The organism is Micromonospora sp. NPDC004336 (assembly GCF_053602615.1).
Genome location: NZ_JBSGDY010000083.1, coordinates 1 through 26,162 on the forward strand (window position 1 = coordinate 1; position 26,162 = coordinate 26,162).

At 73.2% G+C, this 26,162-nt stretch carries 12 protein-coding genes; 5 read left to right on the plus strand and 7 right to left on the minus strand.

The features are described 5' to 3' along the window. Positions 1-64: 64 nt before the first annotated feature. Complete coding sequence (locus ACWENR_RS18145; protein ID WP_452278143.1) at positions 65-2,941, minus strand: BTAD domain-containing putative transcriptional regulator; 2,877 nt, start codon at positions 2,939-2,941, stop codon at positions 65-67. Positions 2,942-3,115: 174 nt separating this feature from the next. Here ACWENR_RS18145 and ACWENR_RS18150 point away from each other — a divergent pair, with 174 nt between their 5' ends. Then, positions 3,116-3,370: a hypothetical protein gene (locus ACWENR_RS18150; protein WP_452278144.1), complete on the plus strand. Its 255-nt coding sequence runs from the start codon at positions 3,116-3,118 to the stop codon at positions 3,368-3,370. Positions 3,371-3,401: 31 nt separating this feature from the next. Here ACWENR_RS18150 and ACWENR_RS18155 read toward each other — a convergent pair whose 3' ends face one another. From ACWENR_RS18155 to ACWENR_RS18175, 5 genes are all read right to left on the minus strand, one after another. Next, positions 3,402-4,433, minus strand: coding sequence for a hypothetical protein (locus tag ACWENR_RS18155; RefSeq protein ID WP_452278145.1), 1,032 nt, complete (start codon positions 4,431-4,433; stop codon positions 3,402-3,404). Positions 4,434-4,630: 197 nt separating this feature from the next. Next, on the minus strand, positions 4,631-6,607 hold the full coding sequence (locus ACWENR_RS18160; RefSeq protein ID WP_452278146.1) for a tachylectin-related carbohydrate-binding protein: 1,977 nt from the start codon (positions 6,605-6,607) through the stop codon (positions 4,631-4,633). Positions 6,608-6,780: 173 nt separating this feature from the next. Continuing rightward, the gene (locus ACWENR_RS18165; RefSeq protein ID WP_452278147.1) at positions 6,781-8,787 is read right to left on the minus strand and encodes a tachylectin-related carbohydrate-binding protein; all 2,007 of its coding nucleotides are present in this window, start codon (positions 8,785-8,787) and stop codon (positions 6,781-6,783) included. 156 nt (positions 8,788-8,943) lie between these two features. Then, positions 8,944-11,301 (minus strand): hypothetical protein, encoded by a 2,358-nt coding sequence (locus ACWENR_RS18170; RefSeq protein WP_452278148.1) that lies wholly within the window; start codon positions 11,299-11,301, stop codon positions 8,944-8,946. 107 nt (positions 11,302-11,408) lie between these two features. Next, positions 11,409-21,209 (minus strand): polymorphic toxin-type HINT domain-containing protein, encoded by a 9,801-nt coding sequence (locus ACWENR_RS18175; protein WP_452278149.1) that lies wholly within the window; start codon positions 21,207-21,209, stop codon positions 11,409-11,411. 385 nt (positions 21,210-21,594) lie between these two features. On the opposite strand from ACWENR_RS18175, the gene ACWENR_RS18180 reads away from it, so the two are divergent. From ACWENR_RS18180 to ACWENR_RS18195, 4 genes are all read left to right on the plus strand, one after another. Beyond that, positions 21,595-22,431, plus strand: coding sequence for a CPBP family intramembrane glutamic endopeptidase (locus ACWENR_RS18180; protein ID WP_452278150.1), 837 nt, complete (start codon positions 21,595-21,597; stop codon positions 22,429-22,431). Continuing rightward, complete coding sequence (locus ACWENR_RS18185) at positions 22,428-23,585, plus strand: sensor histidine kinase (RefSeq protein ID WP_452278151.1); 1,158 nt, start codon at positions 22,428-22,430, stop codon at positions 23,583-23,585. The genes ACWENR_RS18180 and ACWENR_RS18185 overlap by 4 nt, the downstream gene beginning before the upstream one ends. Then, positions 23,582-24,241 (plus strand): response regulator, encoded by a 660-nt coding sequence (locus ACWENR_RS18190; RefSeq protein WP_452278152.1) that lies wholly within the window; start codon positions 23,582-23,584, stop codon positions 24,239-24,241. Before ACWENR_RS18185 ends, ACWENR_RS18190 begins: the two co-directional genes overlap by 4 nt. A 107-nt stretch (positions 24,242-24,348) precedes the next feature. Continuing rightward, the gene (locus ACWENR_RS18195; protein ID WP_452278153.1) at positions 24,349-25,605 is read left to right on the plus strand and encodes a PP2C family protein-serine/threonine phosphatase; all 1,257 of its coding nucleotides are present in this window, start codon (positions 24,349-24,351) and stop codon (positions 25,603-25,605) included. On the opposite strand, the gene ACWENR_RS18200 is transcribed toward ACWENR_RS18195, so the two are convergent. Then, positions 25,606-25,968, minus strand: a complete 363-nt coding sequence (locus ACWENR_RS18200) for an STAS domain-containing protein (protein WP_452278154.1) — start codon at positions 25,966-25,968, stop codon at positions 25,606-25,608. Between the last annotated feature and the right edge of the window lie 194 nt (positions 25,969-26,162).

Sequence of the window (26,162 nt, forward strand, 5' to 3'; positions counted from 1 at the left end):
CCGCCCTTCGCCGCCCTGGTCATGCTGCCGATGGCGTACCTGCCCTGGACGGCGGCGATCGTGGTCAGCGTGGCCGCCAGCGTGGTGGCCGGAGCAGGGTCCGGGCCTCGGCCTCCAGGGCCGACGCGGCGGCCCGGTCACCGGCGGCCCCCGCGATCCGGCTCCGGGCCTGCCGGGCGACGGCCAGCAGGTAGCGGTCGCCGATCCGGTCGGCCACCGAACCCGCCTCGTCGGCGTCGCGGGCGGCGGCGGCGTGGCGCCCGAGCCGGAGCTGAGCCGCCGCGCGGGACAGCAGGGCCTCGCAGCGCGAGGGCAGGTCGCCGGCCCGGTCGGTGGCGACCAGCGCCTCGTCGAGGCAGTCGCGGGCCTCGGACCACCGGCCGGTACGGCACAGCAGTTGCCCCCGCATCGCGAGGGCGGCACCCGTCAGACCCACCGCGCCGATCTCGTGGGCGATCCGCAGCGCCTCCTCGACGTCGGCGAACGCCTGCTTCTCGTCCCCGGCGGACAGCCGCACCTGAGCGGAGTTGCTCAGGGTGGCACCGATCATGAGCGGTCGGCCCGACTCGCGGCGCAGCGCGAGCGCCTCGTCGTGGTAGGCGAGCGCACGCGCCACGTCGCCCATCTGGTGGCGCAGGTTGCCGAGCGCCTCCAGACAGGTGGAGATCCGGTCGCGGTCACCGAGCGACTGGAGCAGGTCGAGGCAGCGCAGCAGGTCCGCCTCCACCACCGACGGGTCGGCGGTGCCCTTGTGGAACGCCGCCCGGTAGAACAGCGCGGCGCAGTGTTCCAGCGTGAGGCCGAGCCGCTCGGTGACGGCGGCGGCGCCGTCGACGAGGGTGCGGGCCTCCAGCAGGTAGCCCTGCCGGCGCAACACGGCGACGGTTCCCCAGGCCAGCCTGGCGGCGAGCTGCGCGGTGCCGGTGGAGGCGGTCGACGCCTGGTTGAAGGCGGCCAGGACGTTGAGGTGCTCCTCGGCCAGCCACCGGACGGCCGCCGCGGAGCTCCGTGGCGGATCCTGCCAGGCGGGTTGGTCCTGCTCGCCGGCACCGGTCGGCGACCAGCCGGCGTTGGCCATCCGCTCAAGCTCCTGAGCCCCCCGCAGGTACGTCTCCAGCAGCCGCTGCAGGGCGGCCTCCCGGTCGCCCGCCGTCTCGTCCTCGGCCCGTTCGACCGCGTACAGCCGGACCAGGTCGTGGATGCCGTAGACGCCCGGCTCCCGGGGCTCCACCAACCGCTCGTCGGCGAGGCGTTCGAGAACGGTCTCGGTCCGGGCGAGCGGCTCGGCGATCAGGGCGGCGACGGCACGCGTGGTGACGACGGGGAGCCGGCTGTGGCCGATCATGCGGAAGGCCCGGGCGCACAGTTGCTCCAACGGGCCCCCGTCGCGCAGCGCGGAGTAGGTGAGGGCGATGGACGGCCGGACGCTGAGGTCGTCGAACTCCAACTCGTTGAGGCGGAGCCCGGGATCGTCTAGCCGCTCGACCAGCCGGGCGATCGGCCATCCCGGCCGGCTGGCCAGGCGGGCGCCGACGATCCGGATGGCCAGCGGCAGCAGGCCGCAGAGCTCCACCAAGCGGGCCGCCGCGTCCGGTTCGGCCGTCACCCGCTCCGTGCCGCACTCGCCCGCGAGCAGTGCGACCGCCTCGGCGCGGGACAGCAGTCCCACGGCGAGATGCCTCCCGTTGGGCAGGGTCGCGAGCATCCGCCTACTGGTGACCACGGCGCCGCACGAGGCGTCCGCCGGCAGCAGGCTCTTGACCTGGGCGGCGTTCCGCGCGTTGTCGAGGACGACGAGCACGCCCCGCCCCGCGATCTCGGACCGGTAGGCGACGGTGGCTTCGCCGACGTCGGCCGGCACGGCGTTCCCCGGCACCCCGAGTGCGCGCAGGAACCGGCCGAGGACGTCGATGGGCCGCAACGGTGGCAGGTCGGCGTCCGATCCCTGCAGGTCCACGTAGAGGGTGCCGCCGGGGTACCGGTCGGCGAGGTGACGAGCGAGTTGGACGGCCAGCGCCGACTTGCCGGCGCCTCCCGGGCCGTGCATCGTGACGACCGGGTTCGTCGCGGATCCGTCGAGCCAGCCGGGTACGGCGGCCAGCTCGGCCTGCCGCCCGACGAAGGTGTCGACGGCCGGCGGCAGCCCGCGCACCACGACCCTCGCCCGCGGTGTCCGCTGCGGCTCGCCGGTGAGGTTGGGGCTGTGGTCGAGGATGTCGCGGTAGAGCGCCTCCAGCCCGGGGCTGGGATCGATGCCGAGCTGATCGGCCAGCACCCGCCGGGCCCGAAGGTAGGCGTCGACCGCCCCGGCGATGTCGCCGGTGCGGTAGAGCGCGGTCATCAGCTGGCCCCAGCCGCGCTGGCGCAGGGGGTGGTCGTCGACGTGCTCCCGCAGCCGCCCGACCAACTCGGCGGAGGCGCCGAGGTCGAGCTTGGCCTGGATGTGTTCCTCCTCGACCATCAACCGCTGCTCGTGCAGGCGCGCCAGACGCACGGCGAGCGTGTGGGGCAGGGGCAGCCCGGCGAGTGGCGAGTCGCGCCAGAGGGTGAGCGCGTGCGCCAGGCTCGCCTCGGCCTGCCGCAGCTCGCCTCGGGCACGGGCGTCGCGGCCCTGCTGCGCCACCTCCTCGAACTCGTCGAGGTCCCGCTCGCCCGGGCGCACCTCGAGCAGGTAGCCGCCGGTCCCGGTGCGCAGCCGGCTCGCCCCGCCCGCCCCGTCACGCAGGGCCTGGCGCAGGCCGTGGGCGTACGTCCTGAGGTTGGCCGCCGCGGATGCCGGCCGCGGCTCGTCCCACAGCATCTCGGCGAGGTGCTCCGTGTGCCGCACCTCGTTGGGATCCAGCAGCAGGGCGGCGCAGAGCAACCGTTGCTTAACCGTGCCGAGCGGGACGGGCCGGTCGTCGATCCGCACCTCGAGCGGCCCCAGGAGGCGGAAGCGCATGACGGCCACCCGCGCTTTCTACCACAGGCGCGCGGTACCGACCGAGGTCCGACTTCCGCGGCCGGCACGCACCACCGGGGGCGGGGTGTGACCGGGCCGTGACCGGGACGGCCTTGACCACGTACATCCGCTCGGTGACGCTCGTAGCCGACGGACGATCTCAAGGAGACTCATATGCGGACGGCAGTCTGTGCTCGGCTCCTCGTACCTGTTGCGCTCCTGGTCGTCGCCCTGGGTGGCGCCGCCCTCGGCGGTGCTCCCGACAGCCGGGGCACCACCGCACTCCTGGACACCGGCGGTGTCCGCCTGGTGCTGCCGGCGCCGACCCCCGGCTGCGACGTTTACCGGGGAACGTCGCTGTGGGACAACCTCTTCCCCATGTGCAACCGGAGCGGCGACCCCGTGACGCAGGGCGGCGGCGTCAACTGACGGCCGTCCTGGTCGACGCCCTCGCCGGGCATCAGCCCGCCCGCCGGTACGGCTGCTCGTCACCGAACTGGTCGGCGAGGTCGAGCCAGCCGACGGCACAGGCCCGGGCCAGCGCCTCGAGCGGGCGGCGGCAGTGGTCGGGAGCCGCGTCCGTCCACTGGCCGGGTTGTTCGAGGAAGGCCACCGTGGCCGACACCAGCCGCAGCAACGCCCGCCCCCGGTCGGTGTAGCGCAGGGTCGGCTCCCGGGTGAGCCACTCCAGGTGCTCGCGGATCCTCAGCGTGCCGGGCTGCCCCGGGTCTGCCGCGACCGGCCGCGTCGCCACCGGCCCCACCGTGCCGGTGGCGGGAACGACCAACTCGGGGCCGCCGGCCAGCAGACGCCGCCGTACGTCCAGAGCCGTGCCGACGGACACCCCGGCGCGACGAGCCACCTCGCGCAGGCTGAGCCCCGGCTCCGCACACATGATCTGCTCGGCCGTCCGCCGGCCCTCCTGGGCGGAGAGCGGGTGGCGCCGCCCGTCGCGCCCGATCCGGGTGTCGGGCCGCCGACCGGCGTCGGTGGACTTCTGCCGCAGGGCGGCGACCGTGCGTGGCGCCACCCCGCACACCGAGGCGATCCAGCGGTCCGAGCGGTGGGGACAGGTGTCGAGGATCCGCCCGGCCGCCGCCGCCCGGTCCTTGGCGCGCAGCGCCCTGCCGTGGGTCGCGTTGAGCCGTACCGCGACGACGAAGGCCTCCTCGGCGGTCCCCTCGAAGTACACCACGGGCACCTGCCGCCGGCCGCGGGCGCGCGCCGCGGCGAGCCGGTGCAGCCCGTCCATCACCCGCATCGTCGCCCGGTGCACCACCAGGGGCGGCAGTTCGTCCGCGAGCGCGGCGAGGCGCCGCACGTGGGCGGTGTCGACGCCGTCGACCCGGGGCGAGAGGCCGTCGCGCAGCAGGGCGACGTCCACCTGCTCGGCCGCGCCGCCGATGCGCCAGGTCGCGTCGTCGACGTGTTCCTCCGTCCGGGCGGCCTGCGGCAGCGCGACGTCGGTGCTCGCCACTGGCAGAGGACCCATCCGCCTTCTCCCCCCATCTGAGAGCAGCTGCCCGATCGACCGCCTCGGGGCGGGTGGGCGGCTCGAAGCTACCGCCTTCGATGAGTCCGTGGGCACAGCCGACGTACAGGTTCCGTACAAGCCCTCCGGGCAGCGAAGAAGCAGCGAGAGGGGCCCGTGGGCGGCCGGCCCACGGACCCCTCTCGACCGTCCTTACCTCAGTCGACGGGAGGCGGGTCGGGTAGCACGTGCCGGCGGAAGACCGGACGTGCCGTCGGTGCGGTGGTGGCGGTGGTGCGAGCGGCTGCCGCGCCGGTGATCCAGGAGCTGGGTTCCTGAACGGTGTACAGCCGCAGCGAGCCGGCGGAGGTGCGGGCGAGGTAGGCGACGTTCGCGCCGTTGGCGTTGACGAAGCTGAACGCGGTCGGGTCGGTGGCGTAGGTCTCGAACGCGTCCTGGGCGGGGATCCAGTCGCCCCAGGTGCCGCTGCCCTGGGCGGTCTCGGCGGCGTAGTGGATGTAGCCGTCGGTGCCGCGCACGTAGATCCCGATCCGGCCGGTGACCGGGCTCAGCAGCGCGCTCGGCGCACCGGCCGGGGTGATCGCGGTGCCGCCGACCTGCGCCCACGTGCCGGTGAAGGTGCCGTCGACGCGACGTTCGGTGGCCGCGATCCGGCCTGCGGTGTTGCGGGCGAAGATGCGCAGCCGGTAGCCGGGCATCATCACCACGGCCGGGGTTCCGGTGAAGCCGCTGCCGCCGAGGCTGGTCCAGGCGTCCAGCGCGCCGTTGGCGTACCGGGCCGCCCGCAACGTGCCGGCGCTGTCCGCGACGATCACCAGGGCGCTCGCGTCGGCCAGCGGAACCGCCACCGGCGTGCCGGTCAGCCCCTCGCCGCCGAGCTTGCGCCAGGCCAGCAGATCCGCGTGCACCGGGTCCTGCCGGCGGGCCCACAACGCGCCCGCGGCGTCCACCGCGAACACCACCTCACGCTCGTCGGACAACCGGACCACGGCAGGCCCGGCGGCCATCCGCCCACCCAGGTCCGCCCAGCCGCTCCAACCGGGACTCCCGGCGCTGGACTGGGTACGGGTCCAGACGTCGCTGTTGATGTTGCGAGCCGCGACCCGGGCCAGCTTCTGAGTGGTCTCCGACACCGCCGGCACCCCACTGAAGCCCTCGCTGCCGGAGACGGCCGTCAGTTGCAGGGAGCTGAAGTTGTCCGGGCTCATCCGCCCGTGCAGCAACCGACCGATGTTGTCGCTGTACGCCAGCTCGATGCTGTTCGAACTCGCCTGCGCCACACTCGCCGGAGCGTTCTGCGCCACCGGCACCGCCGGCCGGGCCGGCACGTGGGAGGCGGCCAACGTGCAGGCATCCGTCACAGCCGCCACGTTGCTGAAGACGTTCCAGCCGCTGCCCATGGTCCGCCGCGTGATCACCCAGGTGCTGTTGTCCTCGCGGAAGCGGTACTGCGCCAGGGTCCCGCCGGCCTCGATGCCGAACAGGGTGTCTCCGCCGACCGAGAAGATGCCCTTGCTGAAGACGTTCCAGCCCGCGCCGACCAGTCGCTCGTAGTCGATCCAGCGCTGGCTGTCCGCGTCGTACCGGTACCGGAAGAGCCGACCGTCGGTGGCATCCCGGGCGTACAGCACACCCTGGCCGGCGGCGACGATGAGGTTGAAGCGGCCCCATCCGGTGTCGAGCAGCCGGTCCGAGAAGGCCCACTTGCCCGCCGCCTCGTCGTACCGGTAGGTGCGCAGCTTCCCGTTGCCGTCGATGGCGTAGAAGTCGCCCCGCTCGTCGACGGTGATCTTGTTTCGGGCACCGGCGGACGCGAACTGGGTGAAGCCGGTGCTGATCCGCTGGGCGGCGCTGCCGTTGGTCATCTCCCAGCCGCTGCTGGTCCAGCGGTAGCGGTGCAGGCCGCTGGCGTTGAAGCCGTAGAGCCGGCCCCCCGGGCCACCGATCACCCGGCCGTAGGTCTGCCAGTTGTTGCCCAGGCTGCTGCGGGTCGACCAGGTGGAAGTGGCACTGCCTGGCGCGTTGAGCGGGTAGCGCCGGAGCGTGCCACCGGTGTCGGCGGCGAAGACCGACGTCTGGGCGACGCAGGTCACCGTGTCGGCGGCCAGTGCCGGTGTCGGCTGGGCCACCGCCAGCAGGGTGGCGGTCAGCGCAGCTACCTGCGTACTGGCCAACGCCCGACGATATCGTGGACGGTTCATCAGATGCCTTTCGTGAGGGCCGGCGTCGCCGGGTCGCCGCCGTCGAAGTCGGGTCGACGGTCAGCTGATCGATGTCGAGCAGTGGCATCACTGGTCTGTCGGTACCGGGTGGACGCGGGTCGCGCCCACCCGAAATCGCCCGGTCCTTATCGGTTGACCGGAGGCGGGTCGGGTAGCACGTGCCGGCGGAAGACCGGACGTGCCGTCGGTGCGGTGGTGGCGGTGGTGCGGGCGGCTGCCGCGCCGGTGATCCAGGAGCTGGGTTCCTGAACGGTGTACAGCCGCAGCCTGCCGGCGGGGGTGCGGGCGAGGTAGGCGACGTTCGCGCCGTTGGCGTTGACGAAGCTGAACGCGGTCGGGTCGGTGGCGTAGGTCTCGAACGCGTCCTGCGCCGGAATCCAGTCGCCCCACGTGCCGCTGCCCTGGGCCGTCTCGGCGGCGTAGTGGATGTAGCCGTCGGTGCCGCGCACGTAGATCCCGATCCGGCCGGTGACCGGGCTCAGCAACGCGCTCGGCGCACCGGCCGGGGTGATCGCGGTGCCGCCGACCTGCGCCCACGTCCCGGTGAAGGTGCCGTCGACGCGACGCTCCGTGGCCGCGATCCGGCCGGCGGCGTTGCGGGCGAAGATCCGCAGCCGGTAGCCCGGCATCACCACCACGGCCGGGGTTCCGGTGAAGCCGCTGCCGCCGAGGCTGGTCCAGGCGTCCAGCGCGCCGTTGGCGTACCGGGCCGCCCGCAACGTGCCGGCGCTGTCCGCGACGATCACCAGGGCGCTCGCGTCGGCCAGCGGAACCGCCACCGGCGTGCCGGTCAGCCCCTCACCGCCGAGCTTGCGCCAGGCCAGCAGATCCGCGTGCACCGGGTCCTGCCGGCGGGCCCACAGCGCGCCCGCGGCGTCCACCGCGAACACCACCTCACGCTCGTCGGACAACCGGACCACAGCAGGGCCGGCGGCCATCCGGCCACCCAGGTCCGCCCAGCCGCTCCAACCGGGGCTGCCGGCGCTGGACTGGGTACGGCTCCAGACGTCGCTGTTGATGTTGCGGGCCGTGACCCGGGCCAGGTTCTGGGTGGTCTCCGACACTCCCGGCACCCCGCTGAACGCCTCGTTGCCGGAGACGGCCGTCAGTTGCAGGGAGCTGAAGTTGTCCGGGCTCATCCGCCCGTGCAGCAACCGACCGATGTTGTCGCTGTGCGCGAGTTCGATGCTGTTCGAGCTGGCCTGCGTCACGCTCGCCGGAGCGTTCTGCGCCACCGGCACCGCCGGCCGGGCCGGCACGTGGGAGGTGGCCAACGTGCAGGCGTCGGTGATGAGCGCCACGTTGTTGAAGATGTTCCACCCGCCGTCGACGATCCGCCGATGGATCGGCCAGGTGTTGTCGTCCTCGCGGTAGCGGTACTGCGACAGGGCCCCGTCGTTCTCGATGCCGAAGAGGGTGTCCCCGCCGGGGGAGACGATGCCCCTGCCGAACATCTGCCAGCCGGCACCGACCGGTCGTTCGTAGTCGATCCAGCGCTGGCTGTCCGCGTCGTACCGGTACCGGAAGAGCCGACCGTCGGTGGCATCCCGGGCGTACAGCACGCCCCGGCCGGCGGCGACGATGAGGTTGAACCGGCCCCACCCGGTGTCGAGCAGCCGGTCCGAGAAGGCCCACTTGCCCGCCGCCTCGTCGTACCGGTAGGTACGCAGCCTTCCTTGCGCGTCGACGGCGTAGAAGTCGCCCCGCTCGTCGACGGTGATCTTGTCCCGGAACCCGGCGGTGGCGTACTGGGTGAAGCTGGTGCTGATCAGCTGACCGCCGACACCGTTGGTCATCTCCCAGCCGCTGCCGGTCCAGCGGTAGCGGTACAGGCCGCTGGCGTTGAAGCCGTAGATCCGGCCCCCCGGGCCACCGATCACCCGGCCGAACATCTCCCAGCCCGTGCCCTCCCAGACGCGGCTCGACCAGGTGGAACTGGCGCTGCCTGGCGCGTTGAGTGGATAACGCCAGTTCGTGCCGCCGGCGTCCGTGCCGAAGAACGACGTCTGGGCGACGCAGCTCATCGTGTCGGCGGCCTGCGCCGGTGTCGGCTGGGCCACCGCCAGCAGCGCCGCGGCGAGCGCCGCGACCTGCGCGGTGGCCAGCCGGCCGCGCCATCGTGACCGATTCATCGCATACCTTCCCCACGGGGCTGGCGTCGGGTCACTGCCGGTTCCGCGAGGGAGCGACGATCCGGTCGACGGTCAGCCGATCAATGTCGAGCAGTGGCATCACTGGTGTGCCGGTACCGGGTGGGCGCGGACCTGGCCGCGCCCACCCGGGGGGTGTCAGGCCGGCGGAACGGGCAGGCTGTGCGCGGCGAAGACGCCGCGCGCGGTCGAGGTGGGAGCGGCGCCCCCGGCCCGTTCCTTCACGGCGGACGGGTTACGGCTGGCCGCGGCGAGGCCCGCGACCGGTTGCCGCTGGTAGATGCGGCTGGCGTTGTTGGCGTTGCGGAACAGGATCAGCCACGTCTGCCCCGCGCTGTTGGTCACCGGCACGATCGTCGGATCCGTCGCCGCGGTCTCCATCAGGTCCGGGATGGCGGCGGACCACGCGCCGAACACACCCGACCCCTGCGCCGTCTCCCAGGAGAGCATGACCTCGCCCGAGGTGCTGCGGGTCACCACCGCCGTGCGGCCCAGCACCGGATCGAGCACCGCCGCCGGCACGCCCGCCGACCGGTACGAGCCCAGCGACGTCCAGGCCGCCGGGAACGTCCCCGCCGCGTCCTGGTACTTCGTCGCGATCGTGCCGTCGACGAGCCGCACGAAGACCCGCGCCCGATAGCCCGGGTACACCACCACCGAGGGAATGTCGGTACCGCTGCCGCCGAGGTTCGTCCAGGCGGACAGGGTGCCCTCGGCGTACTCCGCCGTCAGCACCGTGCCGGCGCTCGTGCGCAGGAACAGCCGCACGCCCGTACGCGTCGCCACGACGACCGGGGCGCCGACGAAGTTCTGGTCGGTCAGGGCCCGCCAGCCCGGGACTGCGCCGGTCTGCTGGTAGACCCACAGCTTGCCGTCGACGTCGACGGCGAACACGGCCATCACCCCGGACGGCAGGCGGGTCACCGCCGGAGCCGCGGCCATCGAACCGCCGAAGTCCGCCCAGGCGTCCCACGTCGCCGAGCCCGGCGCCGTCTGGGTACGCGACCACACGTCCGAGTCGGAGTAGCGAACCGCCACCTCGACCCGGCCGTCGCCCAGCAGGCCCAGCGAGGGCCGGCCGGAGAACGCCTCGTTGCCCGAGAGGACGGTCCACTGCACCGAACCGAAGTTGTCGACGTCGGTCTGGTGCCCGACGAGCACCCGGCCGATGTTGTCCGTGTACGCGTACTCGACCATCCCCAGCGCCGCGCCCGCCACCGGGCCGGCCTGCACACCCACCGACGCCGCGAACGACTCCACCGGCGCTGCCGGGATCGGGTCGGTGAAGAAGCCCTGGACGTCCACGACGAGGCGGACGGCTCCGCCCGACGTGTTGCGCAACCGGACGTGACCGTCGGGGCCGGGCCGGACGACCACCAGGCCGGCCGCGGCTCCCGTGCGCGCGTGCACCTGGGCGACGTCGGGCTCGGTGCCACCGGTCGGCCACACCTTGACGCCGCCGGCGACGGTCGAGCGGTCGACGGTCACGTTGAGGACCACCCCGGCCACGCCCCGGGTCGGCAGGCCGAGCCTGCCGGCCACCTGCACGTCGACCGAGCCGCCGTTGGCGATCGTGCCCCCGCTGTCGTAGAGCCGGGTCGCCGCGAGGTGCCGGAAGCCGGCCCCCTGGCTGCTGTCGCCGGTGGTGTAGCCGTACGGCGCGACGATCAGGTCGACGGCACCGCCGCTCCTGTTGGTGAACGTGACCTGACCGGCCGCGGAGAGCGGCAACGACACGGTGTGCGAGTGGTGCCCGGCCTCCTCGAAGTTCACCGCCGAGTGCGCCGGCGCGGCACCGCCGGCCGGCATCGCCCCGAGCCAGCCGGGCAGGGTCACGTTGGCCGTGACCACGTTGGCCAGCACGGTGGTCGCCGTCGTCGGGATCACGCCGCCGGTCAGCGTCACCGTGCGGGTGCCCATCGCGGGGACCTTCGCCCTGGTCGTTCCCGTGCCGTCGGTGGTGTCGATCAGCTTGTTCTGCGGGACCGGGACGAATCCACCACCACCGCCGCTGCCGGGGACGGAGCGGAAGTAGCCCTGCGCGGTGACGACGACGTGGGTGTTGCCGGCCTGGTTGTACACGGCGATCCGCCCGTTGCTGCCCGGGCGGACCACCGCGGTGTTGGAGACCTGCTCGCCCGGGAGGACGTTGAGCATCGAGACCGCGTCCGGGGTGGTGCCGTCGGGGTAGGCCCGCAGGAACGTGTTGGCGGTGCCGTCCGTCGTCACCAGCCGCAGCAGGACGGCGCTCACCCCCGAGGAGGGGATGCCGCCGACGCCCAGGGCCGGGAACGTCACCACGCCCTCGGCCCCGACCACGCCGGTGCGCCCTCCGGTTCCGGTACGGGTGTCCAGCAGCGCGGCGCCGTTGGGCAGCGGCACGTAGTCGCCGCCCAGCCCGGCCGCGTCCGCCGAGGCCGGCGACGGGCGCGACACCGCCACGCCCGACGCCGCCACCAGCAGCGCCAGCACGGCCAGCAGCCGTAGCGTCCGCAATCTGTGTCTGCCTTCGGTCAAAACGTCACTTCCCTGTGTCGCGATGAGGATGGTCTTGGGTGTCCGTGGCCGACCCGCCGGTGACGGAGCTGGAGGACGACCGGCGGTCAGCCGTCGGCGTCCGGGAACCACTTGTCGATCTCTTGGATGGTTTCCATCGTCTTGTCGAAGAACTTCGCGTGGGCTTCCCGCTTGCTCCGGAAGCCTTCGAGATCTCTCCGCAGTGCTTCCATGTCCTCCCGCCGCCGCTGAGCGGTGCCTTCGCGCAGCCCGGTGAAGTTGTCGTCCAGCTTCGAGCCGCCGCACTCGCACCTGCCCGGGGGCCTGGTGCCGGTCGTCGACTCGGGCAGGGCGGACGGGCCGTGGACCGGGCATCCGGCGTCGGTGTTGTGCACCAGCAGGTCCAGCGCCCCGGCGAGCACGTAGAACGTGTGCGTCGTGTCGACGGTGAGGTTGTAGACCCGCTCCTGCTCGGTCCGTTCCCGGGTGGCCAGCACGGTCCCGGTGCCCCCGGTGGAGGTGCGCAGCCGCTCGCCGCCGGCCAGGTCACCGGCTTCGACCCAGGTGTTCCGCTCGACCGACCAGAACGGGTGGCCCTCGGTGGCGGTGACCGTGGCGGTGGCGGTGCCGCTCGCGCTGTCGGTGTCCACCTCGACGTCGACCAGTTCCTTGCGGCCCTCACCGACGATGACGGCGGTGACCTCGAAGGCGCCGGTACGGCCGGTGGCGGGGTCGGTGGAGAACACCTTCTCCCCCACCCTGACCTTGCTGATCGGCCTGGTCGTGCCGTCGCCCATCCGGACCAGGGTGTCGCCGGTGAAGCTGTTGCCCGTGGCGCAGGAGGCGATGTCGGCGGCGTCGTCCGCCCGCCTGGCGGTGGGCAGCCGGGAGCCGCCGCGCACGGCGTCGGCGACGTCGTCGCCGTACTTGGCGGCCATCCGCGCCCCGCGCGCCGCCCGCACCGCGCCGGCGCCGGCACCACCGAGGGCGAGACCGGCGACGGTCGCCGCCGTCCAGGCACACGCCTCGAGGTCGCCCTTGGAGACGCAGTCGACCAGGTCGGTGACGCCGACGGCCTCGGCGGCGAAGCTCAGCGCGTCCTTCACGTAGGGTGCCGCCGACTGGGCGAAGTCCGCCACCGCCTCGGTCGCCTTGGAGACCTCCTCGACGACCGCGCCGGCCGCCTGGACCGCCGCCTGGTAGAGGACCTTGGTCGCCTGGACGGTGTCGTTGACCACGTCCCGGACGGTGGCGACCACCGCGGCCGGGATGTGCGCCGCCGCCGACACCACGGTCTTGATGGCCGACACGACCGGCTTGAGCGCCGCGGCCACGGCCTTGATCGGGTTGTGCTTGGCGACGTACTCGATGGCCCGGCGGGCGGCCTGGGTGACCTGCCGCTTCGCCTCGTGGATCGCCTGACGGACCTGCTCGGCCTTCTGCTTGGCCCAGGTGACCCCGGCGGAGACGGCGCCCTTCACCGCCCGGTAGGCGCGGGACATCTTGTTGCCGACCCAGGCCGCAGCCGATTTGATCTTCTGGCCGACCCAACTCACCGCGGAGCGGGCCTTGTTGTAGAGCCATCTGGCGCCGCTGGATATCGCGCTGGCCACTCTTCTGACCGCCGATCCGACCCAGCTCGCCGCCGCCTTCACTCCGGCCCAGGCGGCACTGGCGACCCGCTTCACCCCGGCCCAGGCGGCCGAGGCGGCATACCTCACCCCGGCCCACGCGGCCGAGGCCGTGCGCTTCACCCCGTTCCAGGCGGCCGAGGCCGTCCGCTTCACCCCGTTCCAGGCGGACGAGGCCGTCTTCTTGACCTTGTTGGCCACCGACTTGCACCAGCCGCACGAGGGCCAGTACCCGTCCGGGTCGACGTGCGCCAGCGGGTCGCCCGCCGCGTAGGTGTACCGGTTGGCCAGGATCGCGTCGCCGGTGCTGTAGTTGACGCTGTCGCGGGAGACGAACCCGCCGGTTCCGGGCTCGTACCAGCGGGCGCCCATGTCCACCTGGCCGGTGGTCGGATCGGTCCAGTCGCCCTGGAAGCCCAGGTCACCGGTGTCGCCCTCGGCGGCGACCACCTGGCCGAACGGGTCGTACGCCTTCGAGGCGGTGAGTTCGGTCAGCGCGGTGTCCGTGGGGTCGATGCCGGCCACCACGTCGCCGTGCCCGTCGGTGAGGGCCAGCAGCTTCTCGTTGCCGTCGCCGACGGCGAGCACCTCACCGTCCGGCCCCCGGGAGTAGCGGCCGGTCCCGTCGCTGACCACGTTGTCGGCCCGGCCCGCGTAGCCGAACGAGGTGCCGCTGCGGGTCGCGACCCGGTCCAGCGCGTCGTAGGTGTAGGTCACGCTGCCGGCCGTGGTGAGCCGGTCGAACGCGTCGAAGGAGTACCGCTCGGTCAGCCCGGAGCTGGTCCGCGAGGCGAGCGTGCCCCGCGCGCTGTAGGTGTAGGTGTAGTCCGAGTCGGAGAGCAGCCGGTTGCGCTCGTCGTAGCTTGCCGTCTTCGCGCCGGCCCGGATCCGGTTGCCCGAGGCGTCCCAGGCGTACGCGACCGTGCCCTTCGGCCCGGTCCACGAGGTCAGGCGTCCGGCCAGGTCGTACGCGTACGTGTGCTTGCCCGCCCCGGCCGTTCCGGCCGTCGTCTTGCCGGTCAGCTTGTCGTCGGTGTTGTAGGTGTAGCTGACCGAGTTGACCGACTGCCCGGCCGCGTTGCGGGTCACGTCGCTGGTCACCCGGGCCAGGTCGTCGTAGCCGAAGGTGCGGACCCGGCCGGCGCCGTAGTCGATGCGCGTCGGCTGCCCGGCGGCGTCGTACGCGTAGCTCTGGGTGACGCCGGTGACGCCGTCGCGGGCGGAGGCCAGCCGCTGCCCGGTGTAGGTGTAGGTGGCGGTCCCGGACTCGTCGGTCTGGCTGGTCAGCAGGCTGTCGGCGTCGTACTGGAAGCTGGCGGTGCCCGCCCGGCCGGAGGCCTTGAGCATGTTGCCCCGGTCGTCGTAGCTGTACGTGTCGGCGCCCGCCGGCGCGGCGGCCCGGACCAGCCGGCCGGCCAGGTCGTAGTCGAGGGTCCGCTCCGGGCTGCCGGCACCGCTTCCGGTCTCGCCGGTCAGCCGGCCCGCCGCGTCGTAGCTGCGGAGCCGACCCACCCCGCCGGGTGCGATGAGCCGGGTCGGCTGCCCGGCGATGTTGTAGGCCAGCGTCCAGGTGCGGTCGGCCGCGTTGGGGTGGGCGGTGGTGGCCGGCTCGATCTGCGACTCCAGCAGGCCCCACGTGTTGTACGTGGAGATGGTGCGGTTGCCCCGGCCGTCGGTGTAGCGGGTGGGGTTGCCGGCGGCGTCGTAGCCGAAGCTGGTGGTGATCGAGGAGTTCGCCGTGACCGGCTCCACCTGCCGGGACAGGCGGCCGAGCGGGTCGTACTCGTAGGTGGTGGTCACCCCGCTCGGCTTGACCGACGAGGTGAGGTTGCCGGCGGCGTCGTAGCCGTAGGTCTGCGTGCGCAGGATCGTGCCGTCCGGCGCCACGTCCGACTCGGCGGTGATCAGCCCGAGCAGGTCGTAGTCGATCCGCTCGGTGCGGCCCAACGCGTCGCTGACGCGCACCTGCCGGCCGGCGTAGTCGTAGCCGTAGTGCGTGGCCACCCCGGCGGGGTCGACCACCCGGGTGAGCTGACCGAACCCGTCGTAGGTGTTGGTGGTGGTGCCACCGCCGGGCGACACGACCGACGTGACGTTGCCGGCGTCGTCGTAGCGGTACCGCGTGGTCAGCGTACGGGCGGTCGGGTACCGCTCCAGCGTCGTCGCGGTCACCTGCCGGTCGAGGTCGTCGTAGGTCGCCTCCTTCCGGCTGCCGGTGGGGCCGGTGGCGGAGAGCAGCTCACCGGTGCGGGTGTAGGTGTAGCGGGTCACCGCCCGGTCCGTGTCGCCGGCCGGTTCGTCCCGGCTGACCAGCCGACCCAACTGGTCGTACTGGTAGCGGGTGGCGTTGCCCCGGGCGTCGACGGTCTCGACGACGTTGCCCCCCGGGTCGTAGCGGGTCGTCGTGGTCGGCTTCAGCGTGCTCACCCCGGCGGGCGGCGCGTACGTCGGCGCGGTGCTGCCGACCAGGCGGCCCAACCGGTTGTAGGTGTGGCTGCTGACGTTGCCCCGGGCGTCGGCCGTGTGCACCGTCTCGTCGAAGGTGTTGTAGCCGGTGACGGTGGTCGGGGTGACCGTGCTCGGCGCGCCGCCGTTCTCCTCGGCGGCGACCGCCGGTGCGACGACCCTCGTCTGGCGGCCCAGCTCGTCGTTCTGGTAGCGGATCGTCCGGCCGAGCGGGTCGGTGGCGGAGGTGAGCAGTCCGCGCTGGTCGTAGGTGCTGGTGGTGACCCGGGTGACCGTGCCGGCGACGACCGTCTGGCGGATCACGTTGCCGCTGGCGTCGTAGACGTGGTCGACCTGCTCCGGGGCCGTGGACAGGGTCCACGGCACGTTGGAGGAGCGGCCGGTGCGGGTCGTCCGGGTGACGTTGCCCATCGCGTCGTAGGTGTACGAGGTGGTCAGGGCGGCGGTGCCGGGGTTGACCACGACGGTGGCCACGTTGCCGGCCGGGGTGTACGTCTGCTGGGTGACGGAGGTGCCGTTGCCGGCGGTCTGCCGGGTGCGGTTGCCGGCACCGTCGTACGTGTTCTCCTCCACCACGTAGTCGCGCGTGCCGCCGTCCGGGTTGCGGAAGTTCTTCAGCACGAGCCGGTGCAGCTGGTCGTCGGCGTAGTACTGGTACTCCAGCCGCCGCCCCATCGCGTCGGTGTCACTGGCCAGCCGGCCGGCGTGGTCGTACGTGTAGGTGTGCAGCACCAGGTAGTCGCCGGTGCTCGGGCCCTCGTCGCCCGCGTACGCCCGCAGCCGGACCTCGGCCAGCTCGTTGCGCGCCGTGTAGGCGTAGTCGTACCGGTTGCCGTTCGCGTCCACGATCATGGTCTCGTTGCCGAACCGGTCGTAGTTCTTGACCGCCTCGTTGCCCTCGGCGTCCGTGGTCTTGACCGGCCGGTTGGACTGGTCGTACTCCCAGGTGCTGACCCGGGTCTCGTCGTCGCCGCGCACGTCGTCGACCTCGACCCGGACGACGTTGCCGTCCACGTCGTAGCTGGTCGTCGAGCGCTTCTGGTGCGCCTGGCCGGTCACCGCGTCGGTGGTGGCCGGCTCGGTGGTGCTGACCAGCCGCGACAACGCGTCGTAGGTGTAGCTGGTGACCACACCGGCCGGGTAGGTGTCGGAGATGGCCGTGGCGGTCAGCTTCCGGCCCAGCGCGTCGTAGGTATGGGTCGTGGCGAGCCCGGACGGCTCGGTGACCCGGTAGAGGTCGCCGTTCTGGTAGTACGCGTAACGGGTGACCTTGCCGAGCGCGTCGGTCGTCGTCAGCAGCAGGCCGGCCGGTACGGTGCCGCCGCCGTACGCGGCCTCACCGCCGGTGGTGTAGGTGTGCCGGACGGTGCCACCGCCCGGGTTCACCTGCGTCGCCAGCTCACCGAACGGGGTGTAGGTGTAGCTGGTCCGGTAGGTGTTGTCGGTGGCGCTGGCCGAGCGCCCGTCCCGGGACTCGGTCGGCAGGTCGTTGCGCGGGTCGAACGGGTCGGTCACCGTCGCCGGATAGGTCGTGTAGGCGGTGTGGCAGACGCCGGAGGTGCGGCAGGTCCGCTTCGAGGTGACGTTGCCGCGCTCGTCGTGCGTCATCCGCACGGCGTCGCCGTTCTCGTTCGTGACCACGGTCTGGTTGCCGTGCTCGTCGTACTCGAACGTGCGGATGGCCATGCCGTCCAGCGGGTGCCGCACGAACACCGGCCCGCCCGCGTCGCCCGGGATGATGGTGCAGAACGACGGGTCACCCGGATCGGGCTTCGAGCACACCTGGGTCGGCGGCGGTGTCGGTGACGGCGTGGGCGAGGCGGGGCGGTCCTCCTCGCGGGTCTCCAGGCCCAGGGGCGTGCCCGAACGCAGCAACCGCGCGTTGAGCGCGTCGTACTCGTACAGGTGCGGCCGGTTGGCCGGGTCGAGCACCTGCACGCTGCGGCGCAGGTCGGTGTCGTTGCCGTAGACCAGCGGCGCCCCGATGGTCCACTGGCCGCCGTTGCGGTCGGTGTGCTTCGCGACCCGGTCGAGCGCCGTGTCGTAGCTGAACTGCGCCGCGACCTTGCCGCTCGGCAGCGTCACCGAGGTCAACTGCTGGGCGGCGGTGGCGAACCGGTAGTGCGCGGTGACCGCCGCCTGGCCCAGCGGGTGGGAGTAGACGGCCACCTCGTCGATCGCGCCGGCGAAGTACCGGCGGGACGTGGTGCCCCACGCCGGCCAGGACGCCGGGGTGCTCGCGTACGCGGCGCCGACCTGGTTGAAGGTGAGCAGCGAGTGCTCGGCCGTCGCGCCGGTACGCTCCGCCACCTTGACGCCGTCCACGTAGAGCGTCTGCACCGCGCCCATCGCCGAGAGCACCGCGTGGTGCCAGCGCCCGTCGTTGACGACGCCCGTCGAGGTCAACGGCGCGATCGAGGGGCCACCGAACTGGCCGCGCAGCCTGCCGTCGGTGCCCACGTACAGCACCGGCACGCCGGTGGTGGAGGTGGCGCCGAGTTCCTTGTCCTGGTAGCCCAGCAGCGGGCCGCCACCACCGGTGGTGCTGCCCTTGAACCACAGCTCGACGGCGGTGTCGCGGGCCTTCTTCACCGCGCCCTTGGGCAGGTCGACGTACGAGGAGGTGCCGTTGAAGGTGGCCGCGGTGTTGCCGGTGCCGGCCAGCGCGCCCGCCGTGCCGAGCGTCACGCCCTTGTGGGCCGCGGCGTCCTTGCCCACGTTGACGGCCACCTCGCTGCCGGCGGCGGTGCCCTGCGCCTCGCCGAGGCGCCAGTAGGACTCCGGCTTCGCGTCGAGCACGGCGGTGCGGTAGTGCGAGCCGGCCGCGTAGCTGTACCGGGTGCAGGCGTTACCGGGGGCGCAGGCCGAGACGAGCTGGTCGCCGCTGTAGGTGTAGGTCCACGTGGGCGCCGCACCGTTGACGGCGTCCGCGGCGACGCTGGTCACGTGCGCGCCGGTCCAGGTGAAGGTGAGCGACCGGCCGGCCGTGTTGGTCTGGCTGTTGGCGACCCGCACGCGGGCCAACTTGCCGTCGGCGGTGTTGTAGGTGAGCACGATCGACCGCAGGGCCGCGTCGGTGATCTTGTTGAGTCGGCCGGCGGCGGAGAACTGGTAGGTCACCCGCGCCTTGTCGACAAGCGTCCATCCGGTGCCGTTCGAGGTCAGCGACGCGGTGCGGCCGGTCGGGGCGGCGAAGGTGCCGTCGGGGTTGCGGCCGAAGCGCACCTGCTGCCCGTCCGGGTAGGTGACGAGCACGTTGCCGGAGCCGTCCGAGTCGGCGACGACGCGCATGTCGTAGCGGGTCGTCCAGCCGGCGCCGAACGCGCCGTCCGCTCGCGGGTCGAGGCTGTTGTAGGTGCGGACCAGGTTCAGCTCCGGGCCGACGGTGGTGACCGTGGCGTCCATCGCGGTGGTGGACACGTTGCCCGTCTGGGCGTCGAACTCGCGGTCGCCCGCCGCCGTCGTGGCGCCCGCGATGCGCGAGGTGATCTCCGGCTGGGGTACGGCGGTGAGCAGCGTCGAGGTCGGCGACGAGACCTCGTTGCCGGCGTCCTTGACGATCACCCGCCACTGGTAGGTCCTGCTCCAGAACAGCCGGCCGGCCGGCACCGCCCAGGCGGTACTGGCCTGGAAGCCGGAGTCGAAGCACCCGGTGGTGCCGCCGGACGCCGTCCGCTCGCACACCTCGAACTTGTAGGACAGCGTCAGCCCCGGGGGCGCGTCGATGTCCACCGCGCGGGCCCACAGCTGCGGGGCCAGGGTCTGCGCGGAGTAGCCGTTCGGCGGGTACAGCTCCTGCACGACGGGCGGGATGTCGGTGACCTCGAGCACCATCCGGGCGGGTGGCACCTGGTGGTCGGTGAAGACCGCGCCGCCGGTACGCACCATCGTGAAGTCGAGGAGGTACCGCCCCGGAGGCATGGCCTTGATGGTGGCGTCGAGGGTCACGGTGGCGCCACGGGCCACCGGGGCGGTCAGGTTGGCCGCGCGCTGCTGCCCGACCGCCGCGCCGGTCTCCGCGTTGTACGCCCGGTAGGCCAGGTAGTAGTCGCCCACCGCCCACGCCTCGGCGCTGCGGTTGGTGACGGTGACGGCGACCCGGCCGTCCTGGTTCTGCAGCACCGGCGGGGTCGGCACCGGCTTCGGGATCGAGTACGAGGCGTTGTACGGGCTGTGCGTGACGTACAGCCTCGGCGGGTTGGCCGTCGCCGGGCCGGTGAACAGCTTGCCGCTGAGCGGGTCGGAGGAGGCCCGCAGCGACAGGCCGTGGTTCGGCTGCTCCCCGTTGACCCACCGCTGCACCAGGTTGGCGCCGGCGCCGCCCAGGTTGAACGCCTCGGCCTCGACCGGGCAGTCCGACTCGCTCTCGCCGAACGCGACGTAGCCGTGCGCGAACGAGCTGCTGGCCAGCGCCGCGCCGACGGCCGGCCCGGGGAAGGAGTAGCCGCCGCCGGCCGACCACGCGGCCGTCACCGGGTGCACCGTGACCTCCCGCGGCCGGCAGGAGTCGGAGTCGTAGTTGACCACCTGGAGCTGCGCGCCGTAGATGGTGTGGTAGCGCAGCCGGTCCACCAGGCCGCCGAACCTGACGTACGAGGCGGCGTTCGCGCCGTCCACCGTGCCGACCCGCAGCTCGCTGCTGCCCGAGGCGGAGCCGGACCCGTGCACGTACATGGCCGAGTCGGCGGCGCCGTCCGCGACCGGCAACTCGATGGTCGGGTCCACCCGCACCGGGTAGACCCGGGCCGGGTCGCGCAACCAGCCGTCGTCGACGGAGAGCCGCAGGGTGGGCTGGCCGCCGACGGTGAGGAGCTGGTAGCTGACGGCCGTCGAGGTCACCGGGGTGGCGGCGGCGTCGACCATGTAGCCGGGCGGGATGACGGCCCGCACCGTGCCGCCGGCGTCGGACAGCTCCACCGCGCCGTCGCGGATCGCCGGGGTGAGCCCGTCGAGACGCAGCGGGAAGTCGTACGTCCGGGGGGCCTTCGCGGAGTGCAGGACCAGCGTCTCCTTGAGCGCGCCGGGACGCGACTCCAGTTCCAGGTCCACCCCGGGCAGCACGCCGCGATAGGTGACCAGCGCCCCGTCGGCCTTTCCGGGTACCGCCGCGGCGCCGGCCAGCCCGTACGACAGGGCCTTTCCGTCGGCGACGGCGAAGCGGGCCACGGCCGGGGAGTCGGCCCGGCCGGCGAGCCGCATCCGCACGGCATCCGCCCTGTTGCGCCAGCCGGAGGTGGCCTCGGCGGTCAGGGTCGGGTCGATCGGTGCCCAGTCGCCCTCGGCGGTCCGGTAGTTGACCGGCGCGGTCGAGAACACGGTGGTCTGGGTGCCGTCGGCGTTGGCGTAGACCTGCCGGAAGGCGTCGCGCTCCCGCGCCAGCTCCTCGCTGGTAGCCGGCTGGTAGCCGCGCGCCTGCTGTGCCGGCGGCCGCTGGACGGATGCCTTGTTCGGCGCGACCTTCGGCTCCTGCGGCAGCTTGTGCTGGGGGTAGCGCGACTGCTCGGAGGCGGGGATCTTGCGGTTCGTCTGCCGCCGCGCGGGCTCGCCCGGCTGCGGGGCGCCGTCCCACGCCTGTCGGGGCGCGGGGGCGGCCTTCTGCCCCCGCTTCGCGTCGGCCGCCCCGCGTGAGCCCGTCGCCGACAGGTCGATCTGGGTCGGCACCTCTCCCACCCCGGTCACGGCGATGACGAGGGCCATCGCCGCCGCCAGCGCGGTGGCCAGCCTCCGGCGCAGCGGCGGCGGCTCACGCAACAGGTCGGGAAGCGGGCCGGCGGCCGAGCCGCCGAACATGCTCTTCTTACCGTGGTGCATCGCCGGCCTCCGTGCGCGCAGATTCGCTCTACCGCACCGCGGCTCTGCGATGCCGCCAATGGATATCGCGGGGCCGCGACGCGTTTCGGCGGCGATACGGAACCGTTATCCGAAGTGGATGTTCAACCGCTGCGCGGAGACCGCTTGAACGGCGGGCGGGACGTCCGGGCCGGTCCGGCGCCGGCGTGCCGGCCGCCACCGCCCGGCTCACGGGCGGCGGGGCGGGCGGGCCGTGTCCGGCCGGGTGGCCGTACTCGGGAGGAGGTCTTGTCCCCCGTGCGAGCTACCCGCAAGTGTCCACCGCGCGGTGACGATTACGGCGGCGGGAATCCATAGATTTCTTCGTGTCCGCGGCGTTCCGGTCGCGGCCTGCGAAGGAGCCTTCATGCGATTCGTCAAACAGTTCCTCGCCGTTGCGGCCGTCGCCCTCGTCGGCGGGCAGGGCGTCGCCGCCGTCGAGGGGAACTTCCTCCTCACCCTGGTGATCGGCGCTGCGACGGCCGTGCTGGGCGTGGTCGCCTACCGGTGGGTCGTGCGGCGCACCGAGCGCCGCGAGCCGACCGAGCTCGACCGGGACGGTTGGGGCGCCAAGCTGGGCCGCGGGACGCTCGTCGGTTTCGCCATGTTCGCGGCCGTCATCGCCAACATCGCGTTCCTGGGCGGCTACCACGTCGAGGGCTGGGGCTCGCCGACGGGAGCGCTCGGTCTGCTCGGGTTCATGGCGGCTGCCGCGGTCACCGAGGAGCTGCTGTTCCGGGGGGTGCTGTTCCGGATCATCGAGGAGCGTACGGGCACCTGGATCGCGCTCGCCCTGAGCGGCGTGGTGTTCGGCGCGATGCACCTGGCGAACCCCGACGCCACCCTGTGGGGGGCGACGGCCATCGCGATCGAGGCCGGGTTCATGCTGGCTGCCTGCTACGCCGCCACCCGGAACCTGTGGGTCCCGATCGGCCTGCACCTCGCCTGGAACTTCGCGGCCGGCGGCATCTTCAGCGTCGCGGTGTCGGGTAACGGCGAGTCGAAGGGGCTGCTCGAGGCCTCGACGTCGGGGCCGGTCGCGCTGAGCGGTGGCGCCTTCGGCCCGGAGGGCAGCCTGTACGCGGTGCTGGCCGGCGCGGCGCTGACCGTGGTGTTCCTGTGGCTGGCCAAGCGCCGCGGGCACATCGTCCCGCGCCGCCGCCGCGCAGCGCAGGCCCCGGCAACCGCTACGGTCTCCCCGTGACCAACCTCCGGCGGCTCCCGGATCTGTGGCGGCGGTGGCCGACCACGGTCCGGGACCTCCCGTTCGCGCTGGCCCTGGCCCTCGCCGCGGTGGTGCCGGCCCTGGAGCGGCAGGGTACGCAGCTCGGCGAGCTCCCGGACCGCCCGTACGACGCGCTGACCGTCGGTGTCGTCGCCCTGGAATGCCTGCCGCTGGCCGTACGCCGTCGGTGGCCGGCCGGCTGCCTCGCGCTGGTGTCGCTCGGCTTCGCGGTCGACCAGATCCGCGGCTACCACACCATCGCGGGTACGGGGCTGGCCGTCGCGCTCATCAGCGCCGGCGCCCACCTGGAACGGCGCCGCCGGGTCGTCGCGGGTCTCGCCTCGGCGGCGTACGTGCCCCTGGCGATCTCCCTCGACCGGCTCGGCTCGGGTGAGGGCGTCGCCGGGTTCGTCACGTTCTACCTGATGCTGGCGCTCGCGTGGGGCATCGGGGCGTGGCTGCGCCAGACCCGGGCCGCCGAGGCGGAACGCCGCCGCCGGGTCGAGCAGGCCACCCGTACGTCGGAGCGCACGCGCATCGCCCGGGAGCTGCACGACGTCGTCACCCACCACGTGACGGCGATGGTCGTCCAGGCCGAGGCGGCGCGCTACCTGACCGGCGCCCCGGACAGGCTGGACCAGACCCTGACCGCGATCACCGGCACCGGCCGCCGGGCCGTCGGTGACCTGCGGCAGCTGCTCGACCTGCTCAACCCGGACCACGACGCGGGCGACCGGCGTACGCCCTCCGTCGGCGACCTGGACACCCTCGTCGACCAGACCCGGCAGGCCGGGCAGCCGGTCGAGTTCGTCCGGGAGGGCACGCCGGCGGCGGCCACCGGCGGCGCCGAGGTGGCGGCGTACCGGGTGGTGCAGGAGGCGCTGACCAACGCGTTGAAGCACGCGCACGGCAGCCGGACCAGGGTCCGCGTGCACCACGGGGAGAGCGAGACGACCGTGGAGGTCAGCACCGACGGCACCGGATCCGGTGGCGCCTCCCCGGGCGGCAGCGGGCGCGGCCTCGCCGGGCTCCGGGAGCGGGTCACCGTCGTCGGTGGCGACTTCAGCGCCGGCGCGCAGGCCGACGGCGGCTTCCTCGTGCGGGCCCGGATCCCGGCCGGGAACCCGTCGTGACCGCGCCGATCCGGGTGCTGGTCTGCGACGACCAGGAGCTGATCCGCGCCGGCTTCGCGACGATCATCGGCGCCCAGCCCGACATGGAGGTCGTCGGCGAGTGCGGCGACGGGCGCGCGGCGGTCGACCTGGCCACTCGGCTCCGGCCGGACGTGGTGGTGATGGACGTCCGGATGCCCGTGCTCGACGGCATCGAGGCGACCCGCCTGCTGGCCGGCGTCGGGGTCCGCGAGCCGGTGAAGGTCCTCGTGGTGACGACGTTCAACCTCGACGAGTACGTCTACGAGGCGCTGCGTGCGGGCGCCAGCGGCTTCCTGCTCAAGGACGCCCCACCGGCGCAGCTGCTCAACGGGATCCGCACGGTGGCGACGGGCGCCGCGCTGCTGGCCCCGGAGGTGACCCGGCAGCTGGTGGGCAGGTATGCGGCCCGCATCCGCCCCGCCGAGGGCGACCCGGACGGCGGCGCGTTGACCCCGCGCGAGCTGGAGGTGCTCCGGCTCATCTCGGAGGGCCTCTCCAACAGCGAGATCGCCGCGGCCCTGGTGATCAGCCAGGAGACGGTCAAGACGTACGTGTCCCGCATCCTCACCAAGCTCGACCTGCGTGACCGCGTGCAGGCCGTGGTGTACGCGTACCGCCGCGGCCTGGTGACCTGAGCAGTCGCCGGCGGCGGTTGGACCGTAGGCGCGCGCTCCGCGCCGTCGACGCTGCGTGACGGTGGTCGTGCGCGGCGGTGGCCGGCCGCCTCTCGTAGGCTCCGAGGGTGGAGAGCGGTCCGGGCCAGGTGGTGGCTCACATGTTGGATGCGGCGGAGAACGCCTCGCCGGTCGAGGCGGTCGAGGCGGTCACCCGGGAACTCGGTGCGGCGCTGGGAGCACTCAGCGTCGCCTTCCTGATAGCGGACCTCAGCGGTCGGGCGCTGGTCCGGCTGGCGCATGTGCCACTGGGTGGTGCCGGTACCGGACGTCGGGACGGTGCGGAGCTCGCCACGGTGCTGCCGTTCGACGGCGGCCCCGCCGAGCAGGCGCTACGCACCCAGACGGCGCAGGTTGTCACGCGGCCCGACGGGTGGACGGTGCTGGCGCCGGTGACCGACCGCGGTGAGGCGATGGGCCTGCTGGAGATGGTCCTGCCGAACGAGCCGGATCCGCGGGACCTGGCGGAGATCGGCCGCACGGCACACGTGTTGGCGTTCGTGGTGATTGCCAACCGCCGGCACACCGACCTGTTCGAGTGGGGGCAACGCACGACCCCGTTCACCCTGTCGGGGGAGATCCAGCGCCGCCTGCTGCCCGCCTCGTTCACGTGCGAGGCCAGCGCGTTCACTCTGTCCGGCTGGCTGGAGCCCGCCGCGAGCGTCGGCGGGGACACCTTCGACTACAGCCTGGCCCGCGACGTGCTGCACTTCAGCGTCACCGACGCGATGGGCCACGGGGTGGCCAGCGCGCTGACCGCCACCCTGGGGGTGAGCAGCCTGCGGAACGGTCGCCGCCGCGGGGTGGGCCTGGTGGAGCAGGCCGAGGCCGCGAACGCCGACGTCGCGGGCCACAGCGCCGTACCGGGCAGTTTCCTGACCGCGGTGCTGGGCCGTCTCGACCTGCGCAGCGGGGTGTGCGCGCTGCTCAACGCCGGGCACGTCCCGCCGATGCTGTTACGCGACGGGGAAACGCGGGCGGTGCCGCTGCCGGGCAACTTTCCCCTGGGGATGTTCGCCGAGGCCGACTACCGCGCCGGCGAGATCACGCTGCGCCCCGGCGACCGGCTGGTGGTGGTCACCGACGGCGTGCGGGAGCGCAACGCGGCCAGCCTGGATCTGCCGGCCATGTTGCGGTCGATCGCCGGCCTGCACCCGCGCGAGGCCGTCCGGGCGTTGGCCGACGCCGTGCTCGAGGTGAGCGGACCGACGCTGGCCGACGACGCCACCCTGTTCGTCGTCGACTGGCACGGCGGGCACAGCGAGGATCGGCGTACCAGCGCCGGCACCGACCAGGAGCGCGCCAGCGCCGCGCTGCCCGACTGACTACCTGCCTGCCGCGTCGGTGGGACGCACGTCGGCCTCCGCCGCCGGCACGCTGTCGTAGACGTCGATGGCCCGATCCACCGACGTGACCGCCAGGACGTTACGCACGGCGGGCTGCACCGCGGCGAGGCACAGCCGGCCCCCGACATCCCGCAACGTCTTGAACATCATCACCAGCACGCCCAGGCCGCTGGAGTCGATGAATCCCACCCCGGCCAGATCCACCACGACCTGCCGGTCGCCGGCGTCGACCAGCCGTTGCAGGCCGTCGCGCAGCTGCGGGGACGTGGCCATGTCCAGCTCGCCGCGCACCTCCAGCACGGTGCATCCCCGGCCGGGCCGGACCGACAACAGCAGATCCACGACAGCCTCCCCACCCATGGTCCCCGCGCAGCCTACTTCGGCGCGGGCGGCGCGTTGTGGTGGCCGCGCTCGCCGCGGCCTCGGCGAGGGGCTGGTCGTCGACCGGTCGGAGTAGGGTCGGCGGCATGGAATTCCGTCACCTGGGCCGCTCCGGCCTGTTGGTCAGCGAGATCTCGTACGGCAACTGGATCACC

Excerpts from the sequence above, each read along its gene's own strand:
- ACWENR_RS18155 (WP_452278145.1), bottom strand. The coding sequence starts at position 4,433 with ATGGGTCCTCTGCCAGTGGCGAGCACCGACGTCGCGCTGCCGCAGGCC.
- ACWENR_RS18165 (WP_452278147.1), bottom strand. The coding sequence starts at position 8,787 with ATGAATCGGTCACGATGGCGCGGCCGGCTGGCCACCGCGCAGGTCGCG.
- ACWENR_RS18150 (WP_452278144.1), top strand. The coding sequence starts at position 3,116 with ATGCGGACGGCAGTCTGTGCTCGGCTCCTCGTACCTGTTGCGCTCCTG.
- ACWENR_RS18175 (WP_452278149.1), bottom strand. The coding sequence starts at position 21,209 with ATGCACCACGGTAAGAAGAGCATGTTCGGCGGCTCGGCCGCCGGCCCG.
- ACWENR_RS18180 (WP_452278150.1), top strand. The coding sequence starts at position 21,595 with ATGCGATTCGTCAAACAGTTCCTCGCCGTTGCGGCCGTCGCCCTCGTC.
- ACWENR_RS18145 (WP_452278143.1), bottom strand. The coding sequence starts at position 2,941 with ATGCGCTTCCGCCTCCTGGGGCCGCTCGAGGTGCGGATCGACGACCGG.